This is a genomic window from Vicinamibacteria bacterium, assembly GCA_035570235.1.
In the GTDB taxonomy this organism is placed as follows: Bacteria; Acidobacteriota; Vicinamibacteria; order Fen-336; family Fen-336; genus DATMML01.
The window spans coordinates 1-25,592 of sequence record DATMML010000004.1; the positions used below are offsets into that span (position 1 = coordinate 1).

The 25,592-nt window shown below is 68.2% G+C and carries 20 protein-coding genes; 6 read left to right on the forward strand and 14 right to left on the reverse strand.

Features of this window, described 5'->3' with window-relative positions; genetic code table 11:
* The 3 genes from VN461_00370 to pdhA all read right to left on the reverse strand — a co-directional run.
* The coding region (locus VN461_00370; protein ID HXB53209.1) for a biotin/lipoyl-containing protein at positions 1 to 379 on the reverse strand (379 nt) is incomplete at its 3' end.
* On the reverse strand, positions 376 to 1,353 hold the full coding sequence (locus VN461_00375) for a pyruvate dehydrogenase complex E1 component subunit beta (protein HXB53210.1): 978 nt from the start codon (positions 1,351 to 1,353) through the stop codon (positions 376 to 378). The genes VN461_00370 and VN461_00375, both read right to left, overlap by 4 nt.
* Positions 1,354 to 1,355: 2 nt before the next feature.
* Complete coding sequence (gene pdhA, locus VN461_00380) at positions 1,356 to 2,426, reverse strand: pyruvate dehydrogenase (acetyl-transferring) E1 component subunit alpha (protein ID HXB53211.1); 1,071 nt, start codon at positions 2,424 to 2,426, stop codon at positions 1,356 to 1,358.
* An 84-nt stretch (positions 2,427 to 2,510) separates the two neighbouring features.
* Here pdhA and VN461_00385 point away from each other — a divergent pair, with 84 nt between their 5' ends.
* A complete protein-coding gene (locus VN461_00385) occupies positions 2,511 to 3,452 on the forward strand; it encodes a hypothetical protein (protein ID HXB53212.1) in 942 nt (313 codons plus the stop codon).
* A 46-nt stretch (positions 3,453 to 3,498) separates the two neighbouring features.
* On the opposite strand, the gene VN461_00390 is transcribed toward VN461_00385, so the two are convergent.
* Positions 3,499 to 4,395, reverse strand: coding sequence for an FHA domain-containing protein (locus VN461_00390; GenBank protein ID HXB53213.1), 897 nt, complete (start codon positions 4,393 to 4,395; stop codon positions 3,499 to 3,501).
* Between the two features lie 104 nt (positions 4,396 to 4,499).
* On the opposite strand from VN461_00390, the gene VN461_00395 reads away from it, so the two are divergent.
* From VN461_00395 to VN461_00405, 3 genes are all read left to right on the forward strand, one after another.
* A complete protein-coding gene (locus tag VN461_00395; protein HXB53214.1) occupies positions 4,500 to 8,777 on the forward strand; it encodes an NAD-glutamate dehydrogenase domain-containing protein in 4,278 nt (1,425 codons plus the stop codon).
* A 147-nt stretch (positions 8,778 to 8,924) separates the two neighbouring features.
* Positions 8,925 to 10,286 carry an NADP-specific glutamate dehydrogenase gene (gene gdhA, locus VN461_00400; GenBank protein HXB53215.1) on the forward strand — a complete coding sequence of 454 codons (1,362 nt, stop codon included), beginning with the start codon at positions 8,925 to 8,927 and terminating at the stop codon, positions 10,284 to 10,286.
* A 14-nt stretch (positions 10,287 to 10,300) separates the two neighbouring features.
* Positions 10,301 to 13,261, forward strand: coding sequence for a PEP/pyruvate-binding domain-containing protein (locus tag VN461_00405; protein HXB53216.1), 2,961 nt, complete (start codon positions 10,301 to 10,303; stop codon positions 13,259 to 13,261).
* Between the two features lie 49 nt (positions 13,262 to 13,310).
* Here VN461_00405 and VN461_00410 read toward each other — a convergent pair whose 3' ends face one another.
* The 6 genes from VN461_00410 to frdA form a co-directional block, all read right to left on the reverse strand.
* Positions 13,311 to 14,294 carry a hypothetical protein gene (locus VN461_00410; GenBank protein ID HXB53217.1) on the reverse strand — a complete coding sequence of 328 codons (984 nt, stop codon included), beginning with the start codon at positions 14,292 to 14,294 and terminating at the stop codon, positions 13,311 to 13,313.
* A 188-nt stretch (positions 14,295 to 14,482) separates the two neighbouring features.
* Entirely contained in the window at positions 14,483 to 14,980 is a 498-nt protein-coding gene (locus VN461_00415) for a hypothetical protein (protein ID HXB53218.1), read from the reverse strand.
* A 15-nt stretch (positions 14,981 to 14,995) separates the two neighbouring features.
* Positions 14,996 to 15,349, reverse strand: coding sequence for a fumarate reductase subunit FrdD (gene frdD, locus VN461_00420; GenBank protein HXB53219.1), 354 nt, complete (start codon positions 15,347 to 15,349; stop codon positions 14,996 to 14,998).
* A complete protein-coding gene (locus VN461_00425) occupies positions 15,350 to 15,766 on the reverse strand; it encodes a fumarate reductase subunit C (GenBank protein HXB53220.1) in 417 nt (138 codons plus the stop codon).
* A gap of 1 nt (position 15,767) precedes the next feature.
* A complete protein-coding gene (locus tag VN461_00430) occupies positions 15,768 to 16,502 on the reverse strand; it encodes a succinate dehydrogenase/fumarate reductase iron-sulfur subunit (protein HXB53221.1) in 735 nt (244 codons plus the stop codon).
* Positions 16,503 to 16,506: 4 nt separating this feature from the next.
* Positions 16,507 to 18,246, reverse strand: a complete 1,740-nt coding sequence (gene frdA / locus VN461_00435) for a fumarate reductase (quinol) flavoprotein subunit (GenBank protein HXB53222.1) — start codon at positions 18,244 to 18,246, stop codon at positions 16,507 to 16,509.
* Between the two features lie 283 nt (positions 18,247 to 18,529).
* On the opposite strand from frdA, the gene VN461_00440 reads away from it, so the two are divergent.
* Positions 18,530 to 20,551: a S9 family peptidase gene (locus VN461_00440; protein HXB53223.1), complete on the forward strand. Its 2,022-nt coding sequence runs from the start codon at positions 18,530 to 18,532 to the stop codon at positions 20,549 to 20,551.
* 6 nt (positions 20,552 to 20,557) lie between these two features.
* Here the strand turns inward: VN461_00440 and VN461_00445 are convergent, their stop codons facing one another.
* The 3 genes from VN461_00445 to VN461_00455 are packed head-to-tail and all read right to left on the reverse strand — an operon-like array spanning position 20,558 to position 23,791.
* A complete protein-coding gene (locus VN461_00445; protein HXB53224.1) occupies positions 20,558 to 21,646 on the reverse strand; it encodes an SRPBCC family protein in 1,089 nt (362 codons plus the stop codon).
* A gap of 12 nt (positions 21,647 to 21,658) precedes the next feature.
* A complete protein-coding gene (locus VN461_00450; GenBank protein ID HXB53225.1) occupies positions 21,659 to 22,729 on the reverse strand; it encodes an aldose 1-epimerase family protein in 1,071 nt (356 codons plus the stop codon).
* A gap of 12 nt (positions 22,730 to 22,741) precedes the next feature.
* Positions 22,742 to 23,791, reverse strand: coding sequence for a GHMP kinase (locus VN461_00455; GenBank protein HXB53226.1), 1,050 nt, complete (start codon positions 23,789 to 23,791; stop codon positions 22,742 to 22,744).
* A gap of 164 nt (positions 23,792 to 23,955) precedes the next feature.
* Here VN461_00455 and VN461_00460 point away from each other — a divergent pair, with 164 nt between their 5' ends.
* The gene (locus VN461_00460) at positions 23,956 to 24,897 is read left to right on the forward strand and encodes a 2-dehydropantoate 2-reductase (protein HXB53227.1); all 942 of its coding nucleotides are present in this window, start codon (positions 23,956 to 23,958) and stop codon (positions 24,895 to 24,897) included.
* Between the two features lie 268 nt (positions 24,898 to 25,165).
* Here VN461_00460 and glnA read toward each other — a convergent pair.
* A partial coding sequence (gene glnA, locus VN461_00465; GenBank protein ID HXB53228.1) for a glutamine synthetase occupies positions 25,166 to 25,592 on the reverse strand: 427 nt, incomplete at its 5' end.

The following is a 25,592-nucleotide window of genomic DNA, read 5'->3' on the forward strand; positions in this document are numbered from 1 at the left end:
CGGGGGTCAGGGGAGCGGGAGCGGCCACGGGAGGGGGAGGGGGGACGGGCACGGAAGGGGGGGCGGCCACGGCCGGAGGGGGCCCGGGGGCCGGCAGTACTGTCCCCGCCGTCTTCAAGAGGGCGGAGATGTCCTCCCCCGCGTCGGCGATGACGCCGATGAGGGTGCCCACGGGTGCCTTGCCCCCCGCCGGAACCAGGACCTTGCGCAGGATCCCCGTCCCCAGGGCCTCCATCTCCATATTGGCCTTGTCGGTCTCGATCTCGGCCAGGACGTCCCCCACCTTAACGGGGTCGCCCTCCTTCTTGCTCCATTTGACGATGGTCCCTTCCTCCATGGTCGGCGACAGCTTGGCCAGCACGACCTTGCTCACCGTCACCGGTAGAGCACCTGATGCACGGCATCGACGACCTTCTCGGGCTGGGGAAGGTAGGCCCGCTCCAGGGTCTTCGCGTAGGGCATGGGCACATCGGCCGCGGTCACGCGGAGGACGGGGGCGTCCAAGTCGTCGAAGCACTCCCGCTGCACGCGGTCCGCGATCTCCGCCCCGAACCCCGCGTAGCGCCAGCCCTCCTCGACCACCACACAGCGGTTCGTCCGGCGGACGGACTCGAAGATCAGGTCCTCGTCGAGGGGACGCAGCGTGCGCGGATCCACGACTTCGACCTCGATCCCGTCCTTGGCCAGGAGGTCGGCGGCGGCGAGGGAGGTCACCACGGAGCGGCTCCAGGCCACGATGGTCACGTCCTTCCCGGCACGCTTGACCTCGGCTAGGCCAAGCGGGATGTGGTACTCCTCGTCCGGGACCTCGCCCTTGAAGTTATAGAGGACTTCGTTCTCCATGAAGATCACCGGGTTGTCGTCCCGGATCGCGCTCTTCAGGAGGCCCTTGGCATCGCGGGGCGTGGAGGGCATGACCACCACCAGCCCGGGGATATGGACGAACCAGCTCTCGAAGGCCTGGGAATGCTGGGCCGCCACCTGGGCCGCGGCCCCCGAGGGCCCCCGCAGGACCATGGGGCACCGGATCTGGCCGCCCGACATGTAGCGGTACTTGGCCGCGTGGTTCACGATCTGGTCCAGGGCCAGTATCGAGAAATTGAAGGTCATCATCTCGGCCACCGGACGGAGGCCGATGAAGGCCGCTCCCACCGCCACCCCCGCGATGGCCTCCTCCGCGATGGGCGTGTCGCGCACCCGCCACTCCCCGAACTCGGCGAGCAAGCCCTGGGTGACCTTGTAGGCTCCCTGGTAGGCGCCCACCTCCTCGCCCAGGAGGAACACGTTGGGGTCGCGGGCCATTTCCTCCTTGAGGGCCTGGTTGAGAGCGTCGCGCATGGTCAGGACGGCCATGGTCAGCTACCGACCCTGGCCGGGGAGGCCACGGGCAGCTCCTCCGGAACGCGGTCCTCGCGGACGGCCGCGCGCCAGGCGGGGTCCTTCTCCGCGGCTTGCATGTTGATGTAGGGAGAGCGCACGTAGACGTCCTCGTAGAGCGACTCCGGGGGAGGAAAGGGACTCTCCTCCACGAAGCGGACGGCTTCGTCGATCTGGGCCAGCACCTCCTTGTCCGCCGCTTCCAGCTCGGCGGCGGAGAAGCGTTCCTGCTCCAGGAGCCGCTTGCCGAACTGGTGGATGGGGTCGTACTGCATCATCTGCTCGACCTCTTCCTTGGTGCGGTACTTGCCCGGGTCGGACATGGAGTGACCCCGGTACCGGTAGGTCTCCATCTCTACCAGGCTGGGGCGCTTGTCTTTCCGGGCGCGGTCGATGGCCTCCGCGAGGGCGTCGCGCACGGCCAGGAGGTCCATCCCGTTCACGTCCCGGCGGGGCATGCCGTAGGCCGATGCGCGCTGGTAGAGGTCCTTGACCGAGGAGGCCCGGTCCAGAGCGGTACCCATTCCATACCGGTTGTTCTCGATGATGTACACCACGGGAAGGTCCCAAAGCGCGCTCACGTTCAAGGCCTCGTGGAAGGCCCCCTCGTTCACGGCCCCGTCCCCGAAGAAGCAAAGGCAGACCTGGTCCGTGCGCCGGAGTCGGATGCCGTAGCCGATGCCTGCCGCCACCGGCAAATGTCCGCCCACGATGCCGTCTCCCCCGAAGTTTCCGCGGGGCACGTCGTAGAAGTGCATGCTTCCGCCCTTGCCGCGGCTGATACCGGTGGACCGGCCGCACAGCTCAGCGAGCAGAGGACGGGGGTCCGTGCCCCGGGCCAGCGCGTAACCGTGGTCCCGGTAGGACGTGATGAAGTAGTCGTCGGGACGCAGCAGGCTCATCGCCCCCACCCCCACCGCCTCCTGACCGATGTAGAGGTGGAGGAAGCCGCCGATCTTGCCTTCGACGTAGAGCTGGGCACAACGCTCCTCGAAGCGCCGGATCAGGAGCATCGACCGGTAGAGCGCGAGCGCCTCTTCTCTGTTCATGGGGGATTCCGCAACGTGTGCACGAGTGTTTTTACCCCATAGCTCCCCACGAGTCAACGAATTGGGGCATGTTATCCTCCTCTTATGGGCTTGGTCGCGGGCGTGCTCGGGACCCTGGTGGAGGTGCAGAACCTGGCCGCGGCGGCCGTGCTGACCGCCTTCTTCGCCCTCGCTCTGCGCTCCCTCAGCCTGCTTTTCCTGGACCCCCGCTGTGGCTCCGTCCTGCTCGCGGGCCGCGTGCTGGGAGGCGGCCTCTTCCTGGCCGGGGGTGTGGTCTACACGCTCTTCGCCGCCCCCCGCCTGGTGTGGGGCCTGGGAGCGGCGGGAGCGGCCCTCCTCGTGGCTGGCCTCGTGCTTTCCACACTGGCCGTGCGCTCGCGCCGCCGCCGGGGGCCTCCCGGTCTGGTCTCGTTGGCGGTGCAGATCGGCCTGCTCCTGGCCCTCCTCCTCATCGCCACCGTCACCCTGATGCGCGCCGGCTTCCTGGCCCTGACCGAGGACCGGCCGGTGATGCTCGTGGAGGTGACGGGCGAGACGCGGATGGAGCTCGTGCGCTGGGCGGCCCCAGACCAGCCGGTGCGCGACGAAGCCCTGGACACGCACCGCGTGGTCTTCCGCGACCCCGCGGGGGCGGCGGTGGCCGAGGCTTGGATCTACGGGGACGAGGTGGCGGTCAAGGGGCGGGTGCTACGGCTCGCGCCCATCCTCAACGCCGCCGGCGTACCCAACCTGTTCGAGCTGCAGTTCGCGCACAACGGCTACCGGACGCCGGACAGACACAACGAGCTCCCGCACCAGGCGGTGCCCTTGCCTCCTAGTGGGCCGCTCGCCGTCCATCCTTGGTGGCGCGGTCTCCAGCGGCGGCTCCTCGCGCGCTGGGAGGCGGGTGCCGCCACGGGCTCGGATTGGGCAATCCGCTCCGCCACCACGGAGTCGACCTACTTTCCCCTGACCGACGCCGAGGGCCGGCCCTCCCGGGGCTCTTACCGGTTGGTTCTCACCCCGGGCGGCCTGACCTCGGGCTGAGGGCGGGACCGGGCTGTTGCGCGGAGCCCCCGCCCCGCGGGGACGGCTAGCGAGGGGGGTGGACCGCTAGCCAGACCCCGGCCGCGCTCAGGATGGACCCCAGCAGAAACATCGCGAGGATGGTCAGGGCGAAGGTCGTGTCCGCCGAGGCACCCCCGAGCACCGTCTCCGCCTCCACCGGCGAGAGTTCCTGGAAATCCTGGCGTCCCGAGAAGTGGATCCGGACGTCGCCGCGCAGCATGTGGACGAGGATGGTGGCCGAGGCCAGCGTGTAGGCACAGGTGAGGAGGCCGAGACCGGCGATTCCGATCTGGACGACGCGGGCCCAGCCGCTGCGGGACCAGAGACCGAACGCCATGACCCCGCAGAGGAAGGCCAGGGCGAGGCCGGCTCCCGCGGCCGCGATCGCCCAGTCGCTCTGGAGCCCGGAGAGGGTGGCGGCGCCGAGTCCGGCCAGGGCGTAGACGACGGCGGATAGGAGCCAGAGACTGGCCAAGGTGGTCACGGTCAGAGGGCGGGGAATGGCCCCGGAGGCTCGGCCCGCGGGTCGGGCCTCCCGTTGGGGTGGGGACGGTTTCGGGGGCGGGACCGGCCGGGCGCGGGCCCCCGGCTTCAGCTCCCCCATGTCTTCCGGGGCCATCACCACCGTCCCCGTCACCTCTTCGGGAAGGACCTCGAGGATCACCTCTCCCAGACGGATCAGGTCGCCCGGCTGGAGCCCTGCGCGCTCCACCTTGCGGCCGTTGACGAAGACGCCATTGGCGCTGCCCGAGTCGCGGATGGCCAGGCCGTCGGGTCCGGCCTCGATGACCGCGTGGCGGCGCGAGCACTTCACGTCGCTGAGGACGAGGTCGCAGGTGGGGTCCCGGCCGAGGACGGCCATGGTCCCCTGGAGCACGACCTCGTGGCGGTCGCCGCTCGGGTACTTGATCTCGAACTTCATCGGTGCCCGGATTCTAGCAGGATCGCGTAGGCCAGGCGGATGAGCGCTCTCGACTTCGCCGCCGGGCAGGGGTAGCATCCGGTCGCCAAGGGAGAAGAGGCCTTATGCTCACGGCGGACCCGCAGCGACGGGCGGCCACGCTCGCCGAGGTCACGGAGATCTTGAGGCGCGAGGCCGCACCCGAGGACCGGGACCTCCTCCTGGCCTTGGCCCCCGTGGTGTTCGCGGAGATGCCCGATCGCCTGGCCCTGGGCCTCGCCCCCTCCGCCCTGGCCGCGCGCATCCGATCCCATTTCCGTTTCATTGCGCGGGAGATCCCGCCCGCTTTTCAGCTCTACCGCGGCCTGCCCGGGATCCACGTCTGGGCCCGCAACCCGGGCGAGTCGGAGGCGGTGGCCATGGGTGGCGGCCAGGGCCTGCCCCTCGAGACCACCGTCATCGAGACCCACAGCGCCGACACCCCGTTCATCTTCGACGGCCTCAAGAACTACTTCCGCAAGGCGGGGCTCCGCGTATTCTCCGCTATCTGCCCGGTCTTCACCGTCCGTCGCCAATGGGAGCGGATCGTCTGGATCGGCGGGCCCCACGACGAGGGCAGCAAGGAGTGCTATTGCCATTTCCAGATCGAGCCCGTGGAGTCCAAGGAGCGGCTCCGCCGGATCGAGCACGAGATCTACTCCGTCCTGAAGGCAGTGTTCATGGCGGTGGAGGACTTCCCGGACATGGTCCGGACCTGCCGCGAGATCGGCCCCCGCCTGCGCAGCCGCAAGCCCGGAGACCTGGAGTCCGCCCGGGCCTTTCTGGACTGGCTCCTCGACGACAACCACATCCTGATGGGTACCATCCGCTACCGGCTGGGGCCGGATCGCCTCCTCGAGCGGATCGACGAAACCGCCACCGGCGTCTTCAACGACACCACCCTTCTCCCCGTGGTCTTTCCGGGGTGGGTGGAAGAAGTGGAGACCCACCTGCACCCGGCGCCCGGCGACGACCGCATCATCGACATGGACTACTGCAACAACGCCTCCGCCATCTATCACCTGGAGCCGATCGACGACATCGTGGTCCGCGAGTGGGGCCCGGGCGACACCCTGATAGGGGCGACGGTTATCCTGGGGCGCTTCGCCCGGGCCGCATTCGCCCAGCGTGCGGATAAGATCCCTCTCATCAAGGACAAGCTGGACTGGCTGCTGCGGGAGAGCGGGGCCGACCCGAACTCCCACGCCTGGCGGGAGATCCGGGCCGCCTTCAACCGTATTCCCAAGACCGAGCTCTTCTACGCGGACGTGGCTGATCTCAAGGAGATCATCAACCGCATCGTGTACTTGACGGGGGACGACGAGATCGCGGTGCACTGCCGCAAGGGCTCGGGCTATGTGGCCCTCTACATCGCCTTCTCGCGTCTTCGCTATTCGTACCAGACGGAAGAGGCCCTGCGGGCCGGCCTGGGCGACTCCTTTGGCCCCATCTCCTTTGGGACTTCGGTCGACCTCGGCAACGTCACCCTGTTCCTCTTCTACTTCGACGCCGCCAAGCTGGACCGACCGATCGAGCCGGATGCGGTCCAGCGGCTCACCGCCCCCCTCGTGACCACCTGGGAGGACCGGGTGGCGGCGGCGGTGGAGAAGGAGTTCGGGGAGCGGGAGGGCCGACGGCTCTTCCGCCGCTACATCCGGCTGGAGAGCCGCAGCGGACTCTACCGGGAGTCCACGCCCGCGGAGCAGGTGCCGGACGACGTCAGGCACCTGGAGAACCTGGAGGGGCGGCTCGAAATCCGCGTCATCCACCGTTCCGCGGGGGTGGTGGCCCTCAACCTCTACTCGGTGCGCGCCCTGGGCCTGACCGACATCCTGCGCACCCTCCACAATCTCGGGCTCACGGTGACGGAGGAGCTGCGCATCCCCCTGGCCCTGCCCGAGGGGCGCAAGTGCTTCCTTTACCGCTTCGACATGGAGGCCACGCCGGAGCGGATCGCGGCCTTGCTGGAGGGCGAGGAGCGCTTCGCGCGCGCCCTGCGCGCCCTTGACGAGGAGCGGGCCACGGACGACCCCTTGAATGGGCTGATCCTCCAGGCGGGTCTGGGCTGGCGGGACGTGGAAGTCCTGCGTACCCTCCGCAACCACCTCCTGCAGGTCCGGCCCTACTACAACGCGGACACCGTGAACGGCGTGCTCCTCCGGAACAGCGGGGTGGCGCGAGCCCTTTTCCAAGCCTTCGCGGCTCGCTTCGATCCCGGCCTCCCCGCCGACCGGGCGGCCGCCATCGCCGCCGCGGAGGCGGGGGTGGGCAAAGCCCTGGAGGCCGTGGGCAGTCTGACCGAGGACGAGATCCTTCGGGCCCTCGACAACCTGGTGCGCTGCGCGCTGCGCACCAACGTCTACCAGCGGCCCGAGCGCCCCGTCTTCTCGATCAAGGTGGATAGTCGCCGCGTGGAGGGGATGCCCTCCCCCCGGCCCCTAGTCGAGGTCTACGTCCACTCCCGGCTCCTGGAAGGGATCCACATGCGGGGAGGCAGGGTGGCCCGGGGCGGCATCCGCTGGAGCGACCGCCACGACGATTTCCGCACCGAGATCCTGGGTCTCATGAAGACCCAGATGGTCAAGAACTCGATCATCGTGCCCGTGGGGTCGAAGGGGGGCTTCGTGCTCAAGGGGGAGGTGCCCGGGCGCCCCGCCCTGGACGCCTACCTCGTCGACCGCTACCGGGAGTTTGTCTCCGGGCTTCTCGACGTGACGGACAACATCGTGGACGGCAAGGTGCTCCACCCTCCCGAGGTCGTGCGACACGATGGCGATGACCCCTACCTGGTGGTGGCCGCCGATAAGGGCACGGCCCACCTCTCCGACACCGCCAACAGCGTGTCCGCCCAGTACGGCTTCTGGCTGGGCGACGCCTTCGCTTCCGGGGGGAGCGCAGGGTACGACCACAAGAAGATGGGCATCACGGCCCGGGGGGCCTGGGAGTGCGTGAAGCACCACTTCCGCAACTTGGGGCGGGACATCCAGCGGGAGCCCTTCACCATGGCCGGCATCGGCGACATGTCGGGGGACGTCTTCGGCAACGGCGCCCTTCTGAGCCGGGCCACCCGGCTGGTGGCCGCTTTCAACCACGTCCACATCTTCCTCGACCCCGACCCCGATCTGGAGCGGAGCTTCAAGGAGCGGGAGCGCCTCTTCCACCTCCCCCGCTCGTCCTGGCGCGACTACGACGCCTCCCTCATCAGCAAGGGAGGCGGGATTTTCGACCGCTCCGCCAAGGCCATCCACCTCTCCCCGGAGTTGAAGAAGCTGCTCGAGATCCAGGCGGACGCGGCCAGCGGCGAGGAGGTGATCCGACGCATCCTCACCGCGCGGGTGGACCTGGTCTACAACGGCGGCATCGGCACCTACGTGAAGGCGGCGAGCGAGGACGACGCCGACGCGGGGGACCGGACCAACGATCGGGTGCGGGTGGTGGCCCGGGACGTGCGGGCGTTGGTGGTGGGGGAGGGGGGCAACCTGGGATTGACCCAGAAGGCCCGGCTCGAGTACTGGGCCGGAGGCGGGCTCCTCAACACCGACGCCGTCGACAACTCCGGGGGAGTGGACACCTCCGATCACGAGGTGAACATCAAGATCCTCCTGGACATGCTCATCAAGAAGGGCGTGGTCAAGGGCCGCGAGGAGCGGAATCACATCCTGGCCGAGATGACGGAGGAGGTGGCGGCCCTGGTCCTGGCCGACAACGACAACCAGGCCCTGGCCCTCACCCTGGACGGGGTGCGGAGCGCGAAGCGCTACGAGGAATTCGTGAACATCATCGACGACATGACGGGGGCGGGGGTCTTGAGCCGCGCCGACGACGCGGTGCCCAGCCGGGAGGAGCTGCTCTCCAGCCCCCACCGGGAGCGGGGTTTGCCCCGCCCGCTCCTCGCCGTGCTCCTCGGCCACACCAAGATGTTCGCTTTCGAGATGCTTATGGAAACCGGTTTCCCGGACAGTGCCGCGGGCGGTCCCTTCCTGGAGGCCTACTTCCCGCACCGGCTGCGCGAATCCTTCCGGGAGCACTTCGATGCCCACGTCCTGCGGCGCGAGATCATCGCCACCGCGGCCGTGAACCACCTCGTCAACAAGGCCGGGATCTCCCTTCTCTCCCGGGTCATGGCCGCGTCCAAGGCGGGGGTGGGGGAGGTGGTCACCGCCTACGTCGAGGTGGAGAGGGAGGCGGGGGCGGACGAGCTCCGGGAGGCGGTGCTCTCGGCGGGCTTGGCGGCGGGCGAGCAAGGGGCGCTCCTCGAGATCGAGGAGGCGCTGGAGGACGCGGTCCGCGATCGGCTGGAGGGTAAAAAGAAGACCGAAGCCGGCAAGGTGTTGAAAGCGATCCGGGGCCGCCTCAAGCTGTGAAGGGGGCGGGAGCGCACGGGCGGCTTTGGCCTTTCCGCGCCGGCGGGTGGCGTCGGGCCGACGGCGGTCAAAGGACTCGCCGCGCCGCGGAGGTCCGGGCAGGGTGAGGGTCGAGGGCACGGCGGCACGCCCCCATGGGAGAGAGAGATGAACGACTACGCATCCTCGCTGATGGCGGACGTCAAGGCCAAGAACCCCGCGGAACCCGAGTTCCACCAGGCCGTCCAGGAGGTAGCGGAGTCCCTGGCTCCGGTTCTGGACCGCCATCCCGAATATCGCCACAGCAAGATCCTGGAGCGGATCGTCGAGCCGGAGAGGGTCATCCTGTTTCGCGTGCCGTGGCAGGACGACCAGGGCCAGGTCCGAGTCAACCGGGGCTTCCGCATCGAGATGAACAGCGCCATCGGGCCTTACAAGGGCGGGCTCCGCTTCCATCCTTCGGTCAACCTGGGGATCCTCAAATTCCTGGCCTTCGAGCAGGTTTTCAAGAACTCGCTCACCACCCTCCCCATGGGTGGGGGCAAGGGCGGATCCGACTTCGACCCCAAAGGGAAGAGCGACAACGAGGTCATGCGCTTCTGCCAGAGCTTCATGAGCGAGCTCTTCCGCCATATCGGGCCCAACACCGATGTGCCCGCGGGGGACATCGGGGTGGGGGGCCGGGAGATCGGCTATCTCTTCGGCCAGTACAAGCGCCTGCGCAACGAGTTCGCGGGCGTCCTCACGGGCAAGGGCCTGAACTGGGGGGGCTCCCTCATCCGGCCGGAGGCTACCGGCTACGGCTGCGTGTACCTTGCCTCCGAGATGCTGGCCACGCGCCAGCAGACCCTTCAGGGCAAGACCTGTCTGGTCTCCGGTAGCGGCAACGTGGCCCAGTACACGGTGGAGAAGCTCATCGAGTTGGGGGCCCGCCCCCTGACCCTCTCCGATTCCGGCGGGTACATCTACGACGAGAAGGGGATTGACCGGCAACGCCTGGCCTTCGCGATGGAGCTCAAGAACGTGCGCCGGGGGCGGATCAAGGAGTACGCGGAGAAGCACAAGGGCGTGGTCTATACCCCCTTCGACGCTAAGTCGGACCATAACCCCCTCTGGAACCACCGCGCAGACTGTGCGTTCCCCAGCGCCACCCAGAACGAGATCAACGGCAAGGACGCGGCCAACCTCTTGCGGAACGGCGTACAGGTGGTCTCCGAGGGAGCCAACATGCCGACCAACCTAGACGGTGTGGTCCAATTCGTGGAGGCGCGGATCCTCTACGGCCCCGGCAAGGCCGCCAACGCGGGGGGGGTGGCCGTCTCCGGCCTGGAGATGGCCCAGAACAGCATGCGCTACGGCTGGACCCGCGAGGAGGTGGACAAGAGGCTGCACATCATTATGAAGAGCATCCACCAGGCCTGCGTGGAGACCGCGGAGCGTTTCGGCTGCCCCGGGAACTACGTGAGCGGGGCCAACATCGCCGGTTTCCTGAAGGTGGCCGACTCCATGATGGACCAGGGCTTGGTCTGAAAACGGCCTGCCCCATGGGCGCGCCCGCCGGGCCCGGCCCGCCTCCCCCCGGCCGGTTCCACGACTTCCAGGACCTGATGCACCACCGCATCATGGATATCCTCCTGGTGGCGAGCCCCTACGACACCTTCCTCCTCGAAGAGGCCGGCCAGCTCAGCGAGCGGATGCTGGGGGAGTTCCGGAACCTGGACCTCCACTACGGCCCGGGCCTCACGGGAGCGGCGAACGGCGCGGAGGCCCTAGACCTCATCCGGAAGCAGCCCCGCCGCTTCGATCTCATCATCACCACCGCCCACGTTGGCGACATGACGGCGGTGGAGCTGGCCCGGCGGGTCAAGGCCGAGGGGCTGGACGCGCCCATCGTCCTCCTCGCCTGGGACACCCATGAGCTCGGCGAGCCCGGGACCGCGGCCGGCAGCGTCAACCTCGACCGTCCTTTTCTTTGGCAAGGCGACGCCCGGCTCCTGGTGGGCATCGTCAAGTATCTGGAGGACAAGCTGAACGTTGCCCACGACACGAGGGCGGTGGGGGTGCAGGTGATCATCCTCATCGAGGACAACGTCCGCTACTACTCCTCTTTCCTGCCCGCCATCTACAACGAGCTCCTGCACCACTCGCAGCGGGTGATCGCGGAGGGGCTCAACCTCTCCCAGAAGATCCTGCGCATGCGGGCGCGCCCGAAGATCCTGCTCTGCGGCACCTACGAAGAGGCTTGGGCCGCCTTCACCTCCTACGAAGAGGAGGTGCTGGGCGTCATCTCGGATATCGAGTTCCCGAGGGGGGGCCGCCGCTCGCCCGAGGCGGGGGTGGACTTCGCGCGCCGGGTGCGCGAGCCCTACCCCGACATCCCTGTCATCCTGCAGTCCTCGCGCGCGGAGAACGAGGCCCTGGCCCGGTCCCTGGGGGCAGCCTTCCTGCTCAAGGGTTCGCCCGTCCTCCTCAACGACCTCCGCCGCTACATGCTCCAGGATTTCGGCTTTGGGGACTTCGTGTTCCGCACTCCGGAGGGCACCGAGGTGGACCGCGCCTCGGATCTCCGGAGCCTGGAGGAGAAGCTGGGCACGGTCCTAGAGGAATCGGTCGTCTACCACGCGGCCCGGAACCACTTCTCCAAGTGGCTCAAGGCGCGGACGGAGTTTGCGCTGGCCCACGAGCTGCGGCCGCGCAAGATCTCCGACTTCGCTACCGGGGAGGAGCTGCGCCAGAGCCTGATTCGCTCCATTGCCGATTACCGGCGAGCCCAGGCCCAGTCCACGGTGGCGGACTTCGAGCGCGGGAGCTTCGACACTAGCGGCGACTTCTACCGCATCGGAGGAGGGTCCCTGGGGGGTAAGGCGCGCGGGCTGGCCTTCGTGCGCCGGCTCCTGGACCAGCACGGCGTGCGCGACCGCTTCCCCGGGGTCCGGGTGTCGGTGCCCCCGGCGGTGGTCGTGGCTACCGACGTCTTCGACCGCTTCCTGGAGGAGAACAGCCTGCGGGATTTCGCGGTGGAATCGGGGAATGATGCCGAGGTCGAGCGGCGTTTCGTGGACGCACCCTTCCCGGAGGAGGCCGCCCAGGATCTGGCCGCGTTCCTGGAGAAGGTGCGCTATCCCCTAGCCGTGCGCTCCTCCAGCATCCTCGAAGACTCCCAGCACCAGCCCTTCACCGGCGTCTACGAGACGCTGATGCTGCCCAACAACGCCTGGAGCCTGGCCGAGCGTCTCGGCCAGGTCCTGGACGCGGTGAAGCGCGTTTTCGCCTCCACCTTCTCCCAGCACGCCCAGGGCTACATCCGCGCCACCCCTTACCGGATAGAGGAGGAGAAGATGGCGGTTATCCTCCAGAAGATCGTGGGCTCCGCCTGTGGCCCGCGCTTTTATCCTGACTTCTCGGGGGTGGCCCGGTCGCACAACTTCTACCCGGTTCCACCCCTCACCGCCGAGGACGGCATCGTGGCCGTGGCCCTGGGCCTGGGGAAGGGAATCGCGGAGGGGGGCGCCTGCCTGCGCTTCTGCCCGCGTTACCCGCGCCATGTCCCCCAGTTCTCCTCCGTCTCCGACATGCTCGAGAGCTCGCAGCGCGAGTTCTGGGCGGTGGCCCTGGAGGGGGAATCAGGGGAAGAGAACATGCACGAGGTCTCCTTTGGCTTGGAGGTTGCGGAGGCGGATGGGACGCTGGCTTCGGTGGGGTCCACCTACTCGCCGGAGAATGACGCCGTGTATGACGGGCTGTCCCGCCACGGGGTCCGGATGGTGACCTTCGCTCCCGTGCTCAAGCATGCCCTCTTCCCCCTGGCCGAGGTCCTGGACGTGATCATGGGGCTCGGGGCGGCCGGCATGGGCAACCCGGTGGAGATCGAGTTCGCGGTCAACCTCCGGCCCCCGCCCGGGCAGCCCCGGGAGTTCGGGTTCCTACAGATGCGGCCGCTCGCCCTCTCTCGGGAGACGGAGGAGCTGGAGCTGGGCGAGGTGAGGGAAGAGGCGGTCCTCTGCCGCAGCCGGCGCGTACTCGGGAACGGCCGCATCGAGGGGATACGGGACCTGGTGGTGGTGGACTTCCAGCGCTTCGAGCGCGCGCGGAGCCGGGAGGCCGCCTCGGAGGTGGGACGGCTCAACGCGGAGCTCCTCGACCACCGCACCCCCTACCTGTTGATCGGGGTGGGGCGCTGGGGGTCCCGCGATCCCTGGCTGGGCATCCCCGTCACTTGGGACCAGGTGTCGGGCGCCCAGACCATCGTGGAGGCGGGGCTCCGCGACCTCAAGGTCACGCCTTCCCAGGGGACCCATTTCTTCCAGAACCTCACTTCCTTCAATGTCGGCTACTTCACGGTCAACCCGGAGAGCGGGGACGGCTTCCTCGACTGGGACTGGCTGGACGCCCAGCCGGCCCTCAGCCAGGCGAGCCACGTGCGCCATCTGCGGCTGGCCCAGCCCATCCTGGTGAAGATGAACGGCCGACGGAACGAAGGTCTGATCCTGAAGCCGAGCGTCTGAGCCGACACCGGCCGGGCGAGACTCGCTCCCCAACCCTCCCGCCCCTAGCTCACCAATCTTCCTTCTCAAAACGCATCCCGTTCGTCTCGGTGATGAACTTGATGTCGGCCATGAGGTAGGGGTTGCCGCAGGTCAGGACGACCGTCTGCGGGGGGGGAAGTCGCTCGCGCAGCTCCGCGGGGGAGCGGTGCCCCGGCAACGCGGGCATCACGACACTCTTCAGGGCCGCCCGGGCGGGCGCGGCGTCCTCTCCCTTGGCTTCCGCCTCGAGCACCGTCTGCTCCTCCCGCAGGGGCATGCCAAAGATGTGGCGGAGCACGTTGTTGGCGCGGCCCCGCCCCAAGGTCGGGTCGGCCACATCCGGCCGCGGTCGGCTGACGCTGGGAAGATAGACGAAATCGAAGCGCTGCGCGGCCTCGATGGCTTGAAGGCTCTGGTGGTAGGCCAGCTCCTCGGAGGTACGGTTGGCGTGGAGGAGGGTGTACCGGACGCCGTCGCTCGCCCCCCGTTCCGCGTCGTGGTGCAGCTGCTTGATCATGGAGGCGAAGGGAGCCAGGCCCGTCCCGGTTCCGACGAGGAGGACGCTCTTGAAGCCCCGCGCCCGCTTGTCGAGGGTGAAGTCCCCCACGATCCGGTTCACGTACTTGATCTCGCTGTCCTCGGGGGGATGGATCCGAAAAAGGGATTCCGTTAGGCGGCCGGGCTCGCTCCTCTCATCCGTTTCGAGCACCACGTAGAAGCCGAGGTATCCCCCCGCGCGCGTCTCGTAGGGTGCGGAGGCGATCGAATAGGAGTGGGTCACGGGGCCGCGCTGGGGCCGCCCTGACTCGTCCAGGACGTGGACGATCGTAGGATGGCCGTCCGGGCCGACCACCCGCTTCGTGATCCGGCAGTCGTCGCGCCGGAGCGCTATGTACTGGCCCGCCTTGTAGTCAGGGAAAGAGTCGCCGGCGGAAGGCAAGAGGGAGAAGGTCGCGAGGATGGACGACAAGCGCTGCCAGTCCACAACCGTCCCCACCTTGAGCTCAGCCATTTAACGATCGGAGGCGGCTTCTCGCCGTCGGGAGCCGCCCGGAAAGCGTGGCCGCTCGGCCTTTCTCGGATCGCCGTCATCCTGGATCCTCAAGAGGGGCCGAGCTCGAGTCCGGCGAAGGGCCCGGCAAGACGAGGCGGGGGCGGCTCCTCGGGGGGGCAGGGTTGGCGACGGTGGCGCTTCGAAGGTCACTCGAGGGGCAGTTCCGTGCGTTCCTGCGGCCCGGGCTGAAGGTGGGGGTGGCGCATGAGGATGCGCGCGCAGGTGTTCCAGCGCAGCAGGGCGTCGTCATTCCCGGGGGGGCGGATGGCCTCCGCCTTCTCGTACCAGGTCATGGCCTCGCGGAACCAGTCGTAGGCCGCGAAGCCGGAGGCCGGTCCCCCGTGATGGAACTGGGCCTTGGCTCGCCGCTCGCAGATGATCCCCGCGTAGTAGGCCCGCTCGTACTCGCCGCGCAGCCGAGGAAGCAGCTCCCGGGCCTGGTTGACATCCCGAGCCATGCCCTCGAACTGGTCGGTGAGGGCCAAGAGGAGGGAGATCAGGGCCTGCTGGTTCTCCGGTTCGATCCGGAGCACGTCCTGGCAGATGCTTTCGGCCTCCGCGGGCTCGTTCAGGAGACGGTACCGTTCCGCGCGCTCGAGGGCCCGGGGAACGGCCTTCTCGGACAGAGGCTTGAGCTCGAACATGAGTCCCTCCCTAGCCTAGTAGGGGATCCTCCACAGCGTGTATGCGGCCATGGCCGAACCGGCGAGGGCGGTGCCGTAGCAAAGGACGGCAATCAGTTCGGTCAGGTGCTTGAGCTGCAGGCCATCGTAGAGCGTGTAGCGAAAGCGATGGGCCCAGTGGAAGAGCGGCAAGGCGATGAGCACGAAGAGGTAGAGCCGGGTCAGGGGCTGCTTCAAGAGCCCGAGCAGGGCCGCGTAGGAGGGCGCCTCCAGCCAGCCCAGGGGAAAGGCCAACCCGGTGAGGAAGAGATGCACCGGGAACAGCAGGGCAGCCAGGGTCCCCCCCATGCTGAACAGGAACCAGAGGAGAGGCGTGATGGGCCTTGTCATTTAGCCGCGCAGGAGGATGAAGGCCACGATCACGGAGAGAAACAGCCAAGCCCCGTAGTTGAGTCCAGCCACCACCAGATCGGGCACGCGCTTGCCGCGGATCCGCACCGCCATGGCCTTGGGGGCCAGGTTGAACCAGGTGACGGAGTGGAAGAGCACGAAGAGGAAGGCCACCGCATGGAGAATGAGGAAGGCGGGTGTTCTCAAGCGGGCGAGGAAGGCTGCGTAGGCAGCCGGACCCTGGGCCAGGGCGCGCAGCTCCCAGAGCAGGACCAGAGCGAAAATCGCCACGAAGACGCTGGTCAGCTCGCGCAGGACGAAGCCAGTGTAAGAGCTCGTCTCTAGCCACCACCAGACCGAGACCCGGCGGCGATACCACTTCGGATGGTAGGGGGTGTAGCGGGCGGGGGAGCTCATCTCATCCCCGGGGGAGGAGAGTCCGGACCCAATGGAGCGCACTCGTGAGCTTGTACTGCTGGATGGCCCCCGCCGGATCCACGTTCTTGGGACACACCTTGGTACATTCTCCCACGAACGTGCACTGCCAGATGCCGTCGTGCTCGGAAAGGATCTCCAAGCGCTCCTCCGCGCCCTGATCCCGGGAGTCCCGGTTGTAACGCTGGGCGAGGGCGATCGCCGCGGGACCGATGAAGCTGGGCTCCAGACCGTAAATGGGACAGGCGGAATAGCAGATCATGCAGTTGATGCACATGCTGAACTGCTTATAGGCGTCGAGCTCATCCGGGGTCTGGCGGTACTCCCCCCCCGACAGCGGCTTCTCTTCCTTGCGGATGATCCAGGGCTTCACCTTCTTGAGCTTTCGCATGAAGTCCGTGATGTCCACCACGAGGTCCCGCACCACCGGAAAGTAGCGCAGGGGCTCCACGCGGATGGGGCCGGGAAGATGGTCGGAGAGGAAGGCGGCGCAGGTCAGCTTCGGCCTTCCGTTCACGCTCATCCCGCAGCTGCCGCACACCCCCATCCGGCAGGACCACCGGAAGGAGAGGGTTCCGTCCAGCTTGTCCTTGATGTGGTTTAGGGCGTCGAGGACCACCCAGTCCTTCCGGAAGGGAACCTCGTAGGTCTCGAAGATGGGCTCCGCCTCCCGCTCCGGCCGATACCGCGCCACCTCGATGGTGACGGTCTGCGGCATGTCCTCACCTCCCGTAGACCCGCTGGCCCGGGGGCCAACGGGTGATGGTGACGGGCGAGTAGTCGATCCGGGGAGTGCCATCTTTCCCGCGAAAGACCAGAGAGTGCTTCAGGAACCCTTTGTCGTCGCGCTGGGGGTGATCGGTGCGCTGGTGGGAGCCGCGCGACTCCCGCCGCTCTCGAGCCGCGTGCACGATGGTCTGCGCCAGGTCGAGCATGTAAGAGAGCTCCAGGGCCGAGGTCAGCTCGGTGTTGAAGGTGTAGCTGTGGTCGTCCAGCGACAGGTCCTCGACCCGATCCTGCAGTTCCGAGAGCTTCTGCGCCGCCTGCCCCAGTGAAGATTCCGTCCGGTAAATCCCGGCGCTCTCTTCCATGGCGCGGTGCATCTCTGCCCGCAGGGTGGCGATGCTCTCTTTGCCCCCCCGCCTGCCCAGCATCTGCTCGAGGCGGCTCTCCTCGTCGTGAGCGGCGAGGAGGACAGACGGGCTCGTATCCGGCTGCGCGGAAGCAAAGGCAGCCGCGGCCCGCCCCGCCCGCGATCCAAAGACCAGGAGCTCAGGGAGCGAGTTGGAGCCCAGACGGTTAGCCCCGTTTATGCTCACACAGGCCGCTTCCCCGGCCGCGTAGAGCCCGGGGAGGGGGGTCGCTCCCTGAATGTCCGTGGAGACGCCGCCCATCATGTAGTGAACCACGGGACGGACGGGGATCATCTCCTTGACGGGATCGATGTTTTCATACTTGAGGCACAGCTCCCGAACGAAGGGGATCTTCTTGTTGATTACCTTCTCCCCCAGATGGCGGACGTCGAGGTGGACGTAGTCTCCGTAGGGGCCCTGAAGGGTTCGCCCCTTCTCCTGCTCCTTCACGAAGGCCTGAGAGAGCCGGTCTCGAGGACCGAGCTCCATGGAGCGCAGGACCGGCTTGGGCTCGGGTTTGCCCAGGTCGTAGTCCTGGAGGTAGCGGTAGCCGTCCTTGTTGAGAAGCCAACCCCCCTCGCTGCGGGCCGCCTCCGTAATGAGAATCCCCGTGAAGGGAAGCCCCGTGGGATGGTACTGCACGAACTCCATGTCCTTAAGGGGTGCCCCCGCGCGGTACGCGAGCGCCATGCCGTCGCCGTTCTTGATGTTGGCGTTGGTGGTGAAGGGGAAGATCTTGCCACAGCCTCCCGTGCAGAGAATCACCGCCTTGGCCGTGATGGCCAGGATCTTCCCCGTGGCCACCTCGATGGCCACCACCCCTTGGCAGCGCCCCTCGTTCACCAAGAGCTTGGTGACAAAGCACTCGTCGTAACGCTGGATAGTGTCGTACTTCAGGGTGGTCTGGAACAGCGTGTGGAGCATGTGAAAGCCGGTCTTGTCCGCGGCGAACCAGGTGCGTTGGACTTTCATCCCTCCGAACGGGCGCACCGCGAGCGAGCCATCAGGCTCGCGGTTCCAGGGGCAGCCCCAGTGCTCGAGCCGCAGCATCTCCTCGGGGGCCTCTTTGACGAAGGCTTCTACGGCGTCCTGGTCCGAGAGCCAGTCGCCTCCCGAGATGGTGTCGTAGGCGTGCTCGTCCAGGCTGTCCCCGGCCTTGATGACCGCAGCGGCTCCCCCCTCCGCGGAAACGGTATGGCTGCGCATGGGATAGACCTTGGAGATGACAGCCACCCGGAGCCGGGGATCGCTCTCGACCACGGCTATGGCGGCCCGCAAGCCCGCGCCGCCGCCGCCCACGACCAGCACGTCGCAGGAGAAGAGTTCCATGGCCTCCTTGGGAGAACCGACGAACCCCGGGCTCGATGTCGAAGAGGACACTACGTCGGCGGCCCCACCGCCGTCAAGGCTGGGGCATCCAGGCTGGGGCATCCAGGCTGGGGCATCCGGCTGGGGCATCCGGGGACCGGCTTCATCACCGCTCTCCGCCTAGACGGAGCACCCGGGGAACGCGCGCGGCCCCTAAGATGGCCAAAAGCCGACTCGATCCGCAGGGCCGGTCCGCGGGGGGGCGTATAATCCGGCCTCGGTCCCGACCAAGCCTGGAGGCTCTATGCGCCCCACTCTCCTGCGTGCGATGGCCGTCCTCGCCCTCTGGATCCCCGGTCCTTCCGCCCTTGCCCAAGCCCCGCGTGGCTGGTCCCCGGAGGCCGCATTCAAGGTTAAGCGGGTGAGCGCGGTGCGCGTTTCGCCCGACGGCAGCCGCGCCGCCTTTGTGGTGGCGACGGCCGTGATGGAAGGCGAGAAGAGTGAGTGGCTGTCCCAGATCCACGTGGGCCGGAGCGACGGCTCCGGCTCCTTCCAGCTCACGCGCGGAGACAAGTCGGCGACCGCCCCCTCCTGGTCCCCGGACGGCAAATGGATAGCCTTCCTGTCCGAGCGCGGGGGCAAGGCCAACGTCTGGCGCATTCCCGTGGACGGCGGGGAGGCGGAGCCCATCACCGACGAGAAGGGGGGCGTGCGAGCTTTCCGCTGCTCGCCGGACGGTGGGCGCATCGCTTTTCTCATGACGGACCCCAAAACGGAGGAGGAGGAGAAAGCGGAGAAGGAGAAGCGGGATGCGCGAGTGGTGGACGAGAAGCTCCGGATGATCCGCCTCTACGTGGTCCCGGTGGAAAAGGACGCGGACGGTCGAAGGCGCGTGCGACCACTGACCACGGGCTCGCTAAGCGTGGGGCAGGTCGAGCAGCCGGCAGGCTTCGATTGGTCTCCCGACGGTACGTCGATCGTCTTCTCCCACCAGCCCAGCCCCCACGTGGACGACTGGCCCCGGTCGGACGTTTCCGTGGTGGATGTGGCCTCCGCCTCCGTGCGTGCGTTGGCGGCCACGGCGGCCGCGGAACGGGAGCCCTTCTTCTCGCCCGACGGCTCCGCGGTGGCCTTCACGGCGACCGATATCCCCCCCACCTGGGCCAACGATTCCCGGGTGTACGTGGTCCCCGCCGGGGGCGGGGCCCCCCGGCCCCTCGCCGAGACCCGCGACCGGCGGCCCGAGCTGCTCGGCTGGTCGAAGGACGGTAAGCGTGTCCTGGTGGCGGAGGTCCGGGGCACGATTAGCCGGCTCATCGCTCTGCCCACGGACGGAGGGCCGCCCGCGGACCTAGGGCCCGCGGACCTGATGGTGGATGGCCCCCTTCTGGATTCTTCCCGCACCCGGGTTGGCTTCACATCCCAGGCTACCGAGCGGGCCCCCGAGGCCTTTGTGAGCGGACTGGATCGCTGGGCCCCCGTGCAGATCAGCCACACCCAGGACCTGCCGGCGCAGTCACTCGGCAAGTCCGAGGTCGTCAGCTGGCGATCCGCGGACGGCCAGACGATTGAGGGTCTCCTGACTTACCCGGTGGGCTACGCGCCGGGGACGCGAGTGCCCTTGCTGGTGGTTGTCCATGGGGGGCCCACCGGAGTCTTCCTGCGGTCCTTTACCGGCACCCCTTCGCCCTATCCCGTGGCCATCTTCGCCGAGCGTGGTTATGCGGTCCTGCGCGCCAATGTACGGGGCAGCAGCGGCTACGGCCGCGATTTCCGCTATGCGAACTACGGGGACTGGGGCGGGGGAGATTACCGCGACATCCTGGCGGGGGTCGACGCGCTCGTGGCCAAGGGACTCGCGGATCCCGAGCGCTTAGGGATCATGGGCTGGAGCTACGGGGGGTACATGACCTCGTGGGTGATCACCCAGACTCGGCGCTTCAAGGCGGCTTCGGTGGGGGCGGGCGTGACCAACCTCATGTCCTTCACGGGCACCGCCGACATCCCGAGCTTCATCCCCGACTACTTCGGAGGGGACTTCTGGGACGTCTTCGATCGCTGGCGGACCCACTCCGCGATGTTCAACGTACGAGGCGTGAGCACCCCTACCCTGATCCTGCACGGTGAGCAGGACCTCCGCGTCCCCATATCGCAGGGTTACGAGCTCTACAACGCGCTCAAGCGCCAGGGGGTAGCCACGAAGATGGTCGTCTACCCACGACAGCCCCACGGCATCCAGGAACCAAAGCTGATGTTGGACGCCATGAACCGCAACCTGGAGTGGTTCGACCACTGGCTCCTGGGGAGGCCGGCGAGCGCGCGCTGAGGTGGCTCAGGCCCGCGGAGAGAGAAACCGGGCCAGCAGCCGGTGGAAGTGGTGGACGCCGTTCTCCCGGCGGACGGAGAAGCGGCCGCGGTTGTAGGTCCGGGAGCGCAGCCCCTTCTGCACGGCCTCGCAGATCGCGATGTCCTCCCGCTGGATGGCGTCGCTGAAATCCACCGCCTTGCGAGAAGCCTCCCCGTCCGCCGCTCGCCCGGGGTCCTTGAGGAACCACTCGAATATGGTGAGGGTCTTCTCCGGCCCTAGGGGCACGATGAGGTTGGTGGAGACGTTGTCGGGGTAAAGGTTGAGCGTCAGGTTGGGGAAGATCCAGAAATAGAGGGCTTCACCGGCCTGCTCCTCGGGCGCGGTGTAGTGCCGGTTCTCGCCCCCCCGCCGGAGAGGCGACAGCTGGAGCGACACGTGTTTGAAGATCTCCGTCCGGTAGCTCGTGTAGTCCAGCTCGCGGAAGAGGGCGGGGTGGACGACGGGGATATGGTAGCCCTCGAGGTAGTTGTCGACGTAGACCTTCCAGTTGCAGGCGACGACGTAGTCCCGCCGCTCTACGACCCGCATGCGCTCGAGGGGGAGGGCGGAGGCCCGGGAGAAGACCTCCGGCATCCATTCCTCCAGAGAGGGCGCCTGCTCGTCCAGATTGACGAACACGAAAGGGCCCCAGGTCTCCACCCGGGCCTCGGGAAGCCGGACCGATGTCCGGTCGAACCCCTCCACCGCTTCGAACTCCGGGGTGGCGAGCAGCCTCCCGTCCAGGCCGTACGTCCAGCCGTGGTAACCACACTGGAACGACGGACGATTGCCGACTCCACGGGCGACGGGGCCCGCTCGGTGGCGGCAGACGGCGGAAAGGGCGCGCAGCCGGCGCTCCGTTTCCCGGACCACGATCAGGGGCTCGCCCGCGACCTCGAGCGTGAAATAGTCTCCAGGCTTCTCGACCTGGGAGGCCCGGCCCGCCAGCTGCCAGGTGCGGGCGAAGAGGGCTTCATTCTCGCGCTGGAGCGCGGCGGGGTCGGTGTACCAGCGCGCGGGGAGGGTGGACGCCCGAGAGAGGCACTCGTCGATCTCGGGCGTTTCGGGATTCATGATCGACCCATTCTATCCGAGCCCGCCCGCCCCCTCCTCGAAGGCGTGGACGGCGTCCGCGTCCCCCAGCGCGCCCACTTCCACGCGGTAACGCACCTCTTCCCCGGGGGAGAGCAGGCGAAGGCGGCCATCCTCCCGGAGCTGTCGGCGCGTGGTCTCGGGATGAGTGGCCGGCTCCAGCGCGCAGACGTAGTCGCCCGCGCCCATCATCTTCCATTGGGCGAGGCAGGGCAGCTCCGCCGCCCGGTAGCGCAGATAGGCGCCGAATCCGAGGGCCCGGTTCACGATGGCCGCCTGGGCCAGGCCGTCCGCCCCCACCCGCGGGCGGTGGAAGAAGACCTCCTCGGCACGACCGGGGTCCGGCGGCTCGAAGCGCCCGTGTCGGGCCAGGCCCCGGGCGGCGGCCTCGTCGCGGGGGGCCGCGGATGCGTCGCTGACGACGAGCTCGGACTCCGGGCTCACGACCGGGAAGCCAAAGTTGCAGTGATAGAGGATCATGTGGGGGGCGGGGCGGAAGCCGTCGTTTCGCACCCGGTCCTCGATGGTGAAGTGGTCCGCGCCCAGGCGGGTGGTGACCGTGCGGGTGAGGAGCAGGTTCTCGCCCAGGGGGGCGGTCTCACGGGCCTCTCCCGCGATCTCCAGGACGAACTCCCCCTCCCGCCACTCTTCGGTGACCCGGACCCTCTCCGCGGGCGTGTGCGCGATGCGGCCGTGGAGGCCCCAGGCGGCGTTTCCATCCTCCTCGGGCGGGCCGAAGTGGGAGAGACCGCAGGTCGTGACCAGACCGCCCCCGAAAGTGCGCAGCCACCCCCGTCCTCGGGGGTCGTACTGGGCGGGCGTGCCCAGGGCGTCGTGGATCCAGGCCAGCGGCCGTCCTCGGTGTTCGGCGGCCCCGATGTCGAGGGCGCGATCAAGCAGAACCTGGAAGCGAAGGCCGCTGCCCGTCCAAACCTCCGCCACCCGCAGGCCGCGCGCCTTGCCCTCCGCCAGGACGACGGTGCGGACGCCGGCCAGCTGGGAGAGGGTGCCCGTCAGGGCGCGGAGCTCCTCAGGCGTGTAGTCGCGGCCAAGGATCCGGGGCATGGCGGCGCCGGCCTAGTCGGGGGCGCGTTCCCAGACGCGCAAGCCTTCGTGGCTCAGCTGGATGGGGATGCGGCGGAAGAGGGGGTTATCGGCTTCGATAGCCTGCATCATGGCCCGCTTCTCGTGGGCACGCGGGCTCGCGAGGAGGGTGAGCGATCCTCCCTCCCCTCCCGCGCCGTTCACCTTCCAGCCGCGGGCACCGTGCGCTCGGGCGATGGCGATGACCCGCTGGGCGTCGGGACCCACGAGATCGGGGCAGAGACGGGCCTGGGCGTCCGTGTTCTCGATCATGGCCCGGCCGAGCGCCTCCAGGTCACCCGCCGCGACCGCGTCCCGCGAAAGGTCGGCCGTCCGACGGAGGTCGTTGAGCCGGCGACACTCGGGTCCCGCCTCCTCCAGCTCCCGGATGACCCGCTCGTGGGCCTCCGACGAGTCATGCGAGCGTCCGAGGTAGACCAGGGCTAGACGTCGCTCCAGGTCCCAAGCCGTGGACTCGTCCACCTCCAGGCGGGTGACGGAGGCTTGCGGGTACTGTGTCATCTCGATATAGCTGATGCCGCCGTGGGCCGAGCAGAGCTGGTCTTGGATTCCGCACTGCCGACCAAGCATGTCCACCTCGATGGAGTGCGCGGCGTAGGCGGCCTGGTGGTGGTCCAGGTGACCGCCGTTCAGGCGGTCCAGAGCGCCCACGAGGGCCACGGCCACGGCGGCCGAGGTTCCGGTGGAGGCTCCCGGCGGCGCCTCAGAGAAGATGGTGATTTGCACGGCCCGGTCACGGGCGAGGGCCGCCCGCCGGACGGCGGCTTCCAGCAGGGGATGGCGGTCCCAGCCCTCCCGATCGGGGCTCGGTGCGTAGCGGTGCCCGAAGTTCTCGGCATGGATCACGACCGCCGGCTCTCCCGCGGCCCGTTCCCGGGCCTCGATCTGTACCTCCGCGAGGGGAGACACCGCAATGTTGAAGACCCTTCCGTGGCGGGCGAACCAAGTGTCGGTCCAGCCCCCGTTGTCACAGATGCGGATGGGAGCGACAGCATTGATGACGCGCGGGAGAGCGGCACGCACGACAAGGATGGTACCACCCCGCCCGCGGCGGGAGGCACCGCCGCCGGTGCGCCATCTTCAGCGACCCGCGTCTGGATTTCCCCTGTTTGGTAAGCCAGGATCTTAAGGAGTAGCGGCCGTCACGGAATACGGCGGCGACGGTCTCGCGACGGGGAGGAGTATAGATGCGCATCGTGATCTTCGGGGCGGGGGGCGTGGGCGGCTATTTCGGAGGCCGCTTGGCCCAGGCGGGGGAGTCAGTGGTTTTCATCGCCCGCGGCGAGCACCTGAAGGCGATCCGCGCCGAGGGTCTCCGGGTGGAGAGCATTGCCGGAGACTTCCAGGTTCGCGCGGAGGCGACCGACGACTGTGGTTCGGTGGGCCAAGTCGACGCCGTGCTGGTGTGCGTCAAGGCGTGGCAGGTGCAAGAAGCCGCGCAACGGATGGCGCCGATGCTGGGGCCGCAGGGCTTCGTGGTTCCCCTCGGAAACGGAGTCGAGGCCGCCGACGAACTGGGGAGGGTGGTGGGGAAAGAACGCGTCCTGGGTGGGCTCTGCCGGATCTTGAGCTACCTCGTGGCTCCCGGCCGGATCCGGCACGCGGCCATGGACCCGCGCGTCGAGTTCGGTGAGCGAGATGGCCGCGAGAGCGCGAGGGTGGGGGCATTGCGGGCCATCTTCGAGAGGGCCCGCGGCCTCTCGGTGCACACGCCCGGGGACATCAACGTCGCGGTCTGGGAGAAGTTTCTCTTCATCGCCCCCTTCAGCGGTCTGGGCGCGGTGACCCGAATGCCGGCGGGCGTCATGCGCGGGGTACCCGAGACCCGCGACCTGCTGACGACGGCGATGCAGGAAGTCTGGGACCTGGCCCGAGCGCGGGGGATCGCGGTTGGGGACGAGGCCGTGGCGCGGACCATGCGCTTCGTCGATGGGATGCCCAAAGACGCCACCGCATCCATGCAGCGCGACATTCTCGAGGGACGCCCCTCGGAGCTCGAGTACCAGAACGGTGCGGTCGTGCGCCTGGGTCGGGAAGGGGGGGTGCCGGTGGCGGTGAACGAGTTCATCTATCGGTGCTTGCTCCCCTCGGAGCTCCGGGCTCGAGACCGCCTTTCCGGAGTCGCCTGAGAGCGATTACGTGAAGGCCCGCGGGCGGCCTGAGCATCGGTGCGGTCCATCCGGGCCTGACGTGACAGACCGCCCCCAGCTCTAGCCGCCTGCCCCTTGTCCCCCCCGGTTCAGACCGTGACTCGTTGAAGAGGGGCCGGCCGAGTCGTCTGAGGGCCAAGGGGTGGTGATCTCAGCCGAGGCCGCGGCTCCCGGCTCGTATCAAAGAGCCGCGGCCCGTCTCCGCCCGCCCCCTAGCCTCCCTAGGTCGAGCTAGGGTCCTCGCGTCTCAGATATCGGAGTAGAGGGCGAACTCCCAGGGGTGGGGCCTTAGCCTGATGGCGTCGACCTCGTTGGTCCTCTTGTAGGAGATCCAGGTCTCGATCAAGTCCTTGGTGAAGACGTCGCCCTTGAGGAGGAAGTCGTGGTCCTTCTCGAGGGCGTCCAGGACCACGTCCAGGGAGCCCGGGAGGTGCTTGACCTTGCGCGCCTCGGCCTCGGGCAGCTCGTAGAGGTCTTTGTCGATGGGCTGGCCGGGATCGATCTTGTTGGCCACACCGTCCAGACCAGCCATAAGGCAGGCGGCGAAGGAGAGGTAGGGGTTGCAGGAGGGGTCGGGAGTCCTAAACTCGATCCGCTTCGCCCGCTCGGAAGAGGAGTACATGGGGATCCGGATGCAGGCCGACCGGTTGCGCTTGCTGTAGACCAGGTTGATG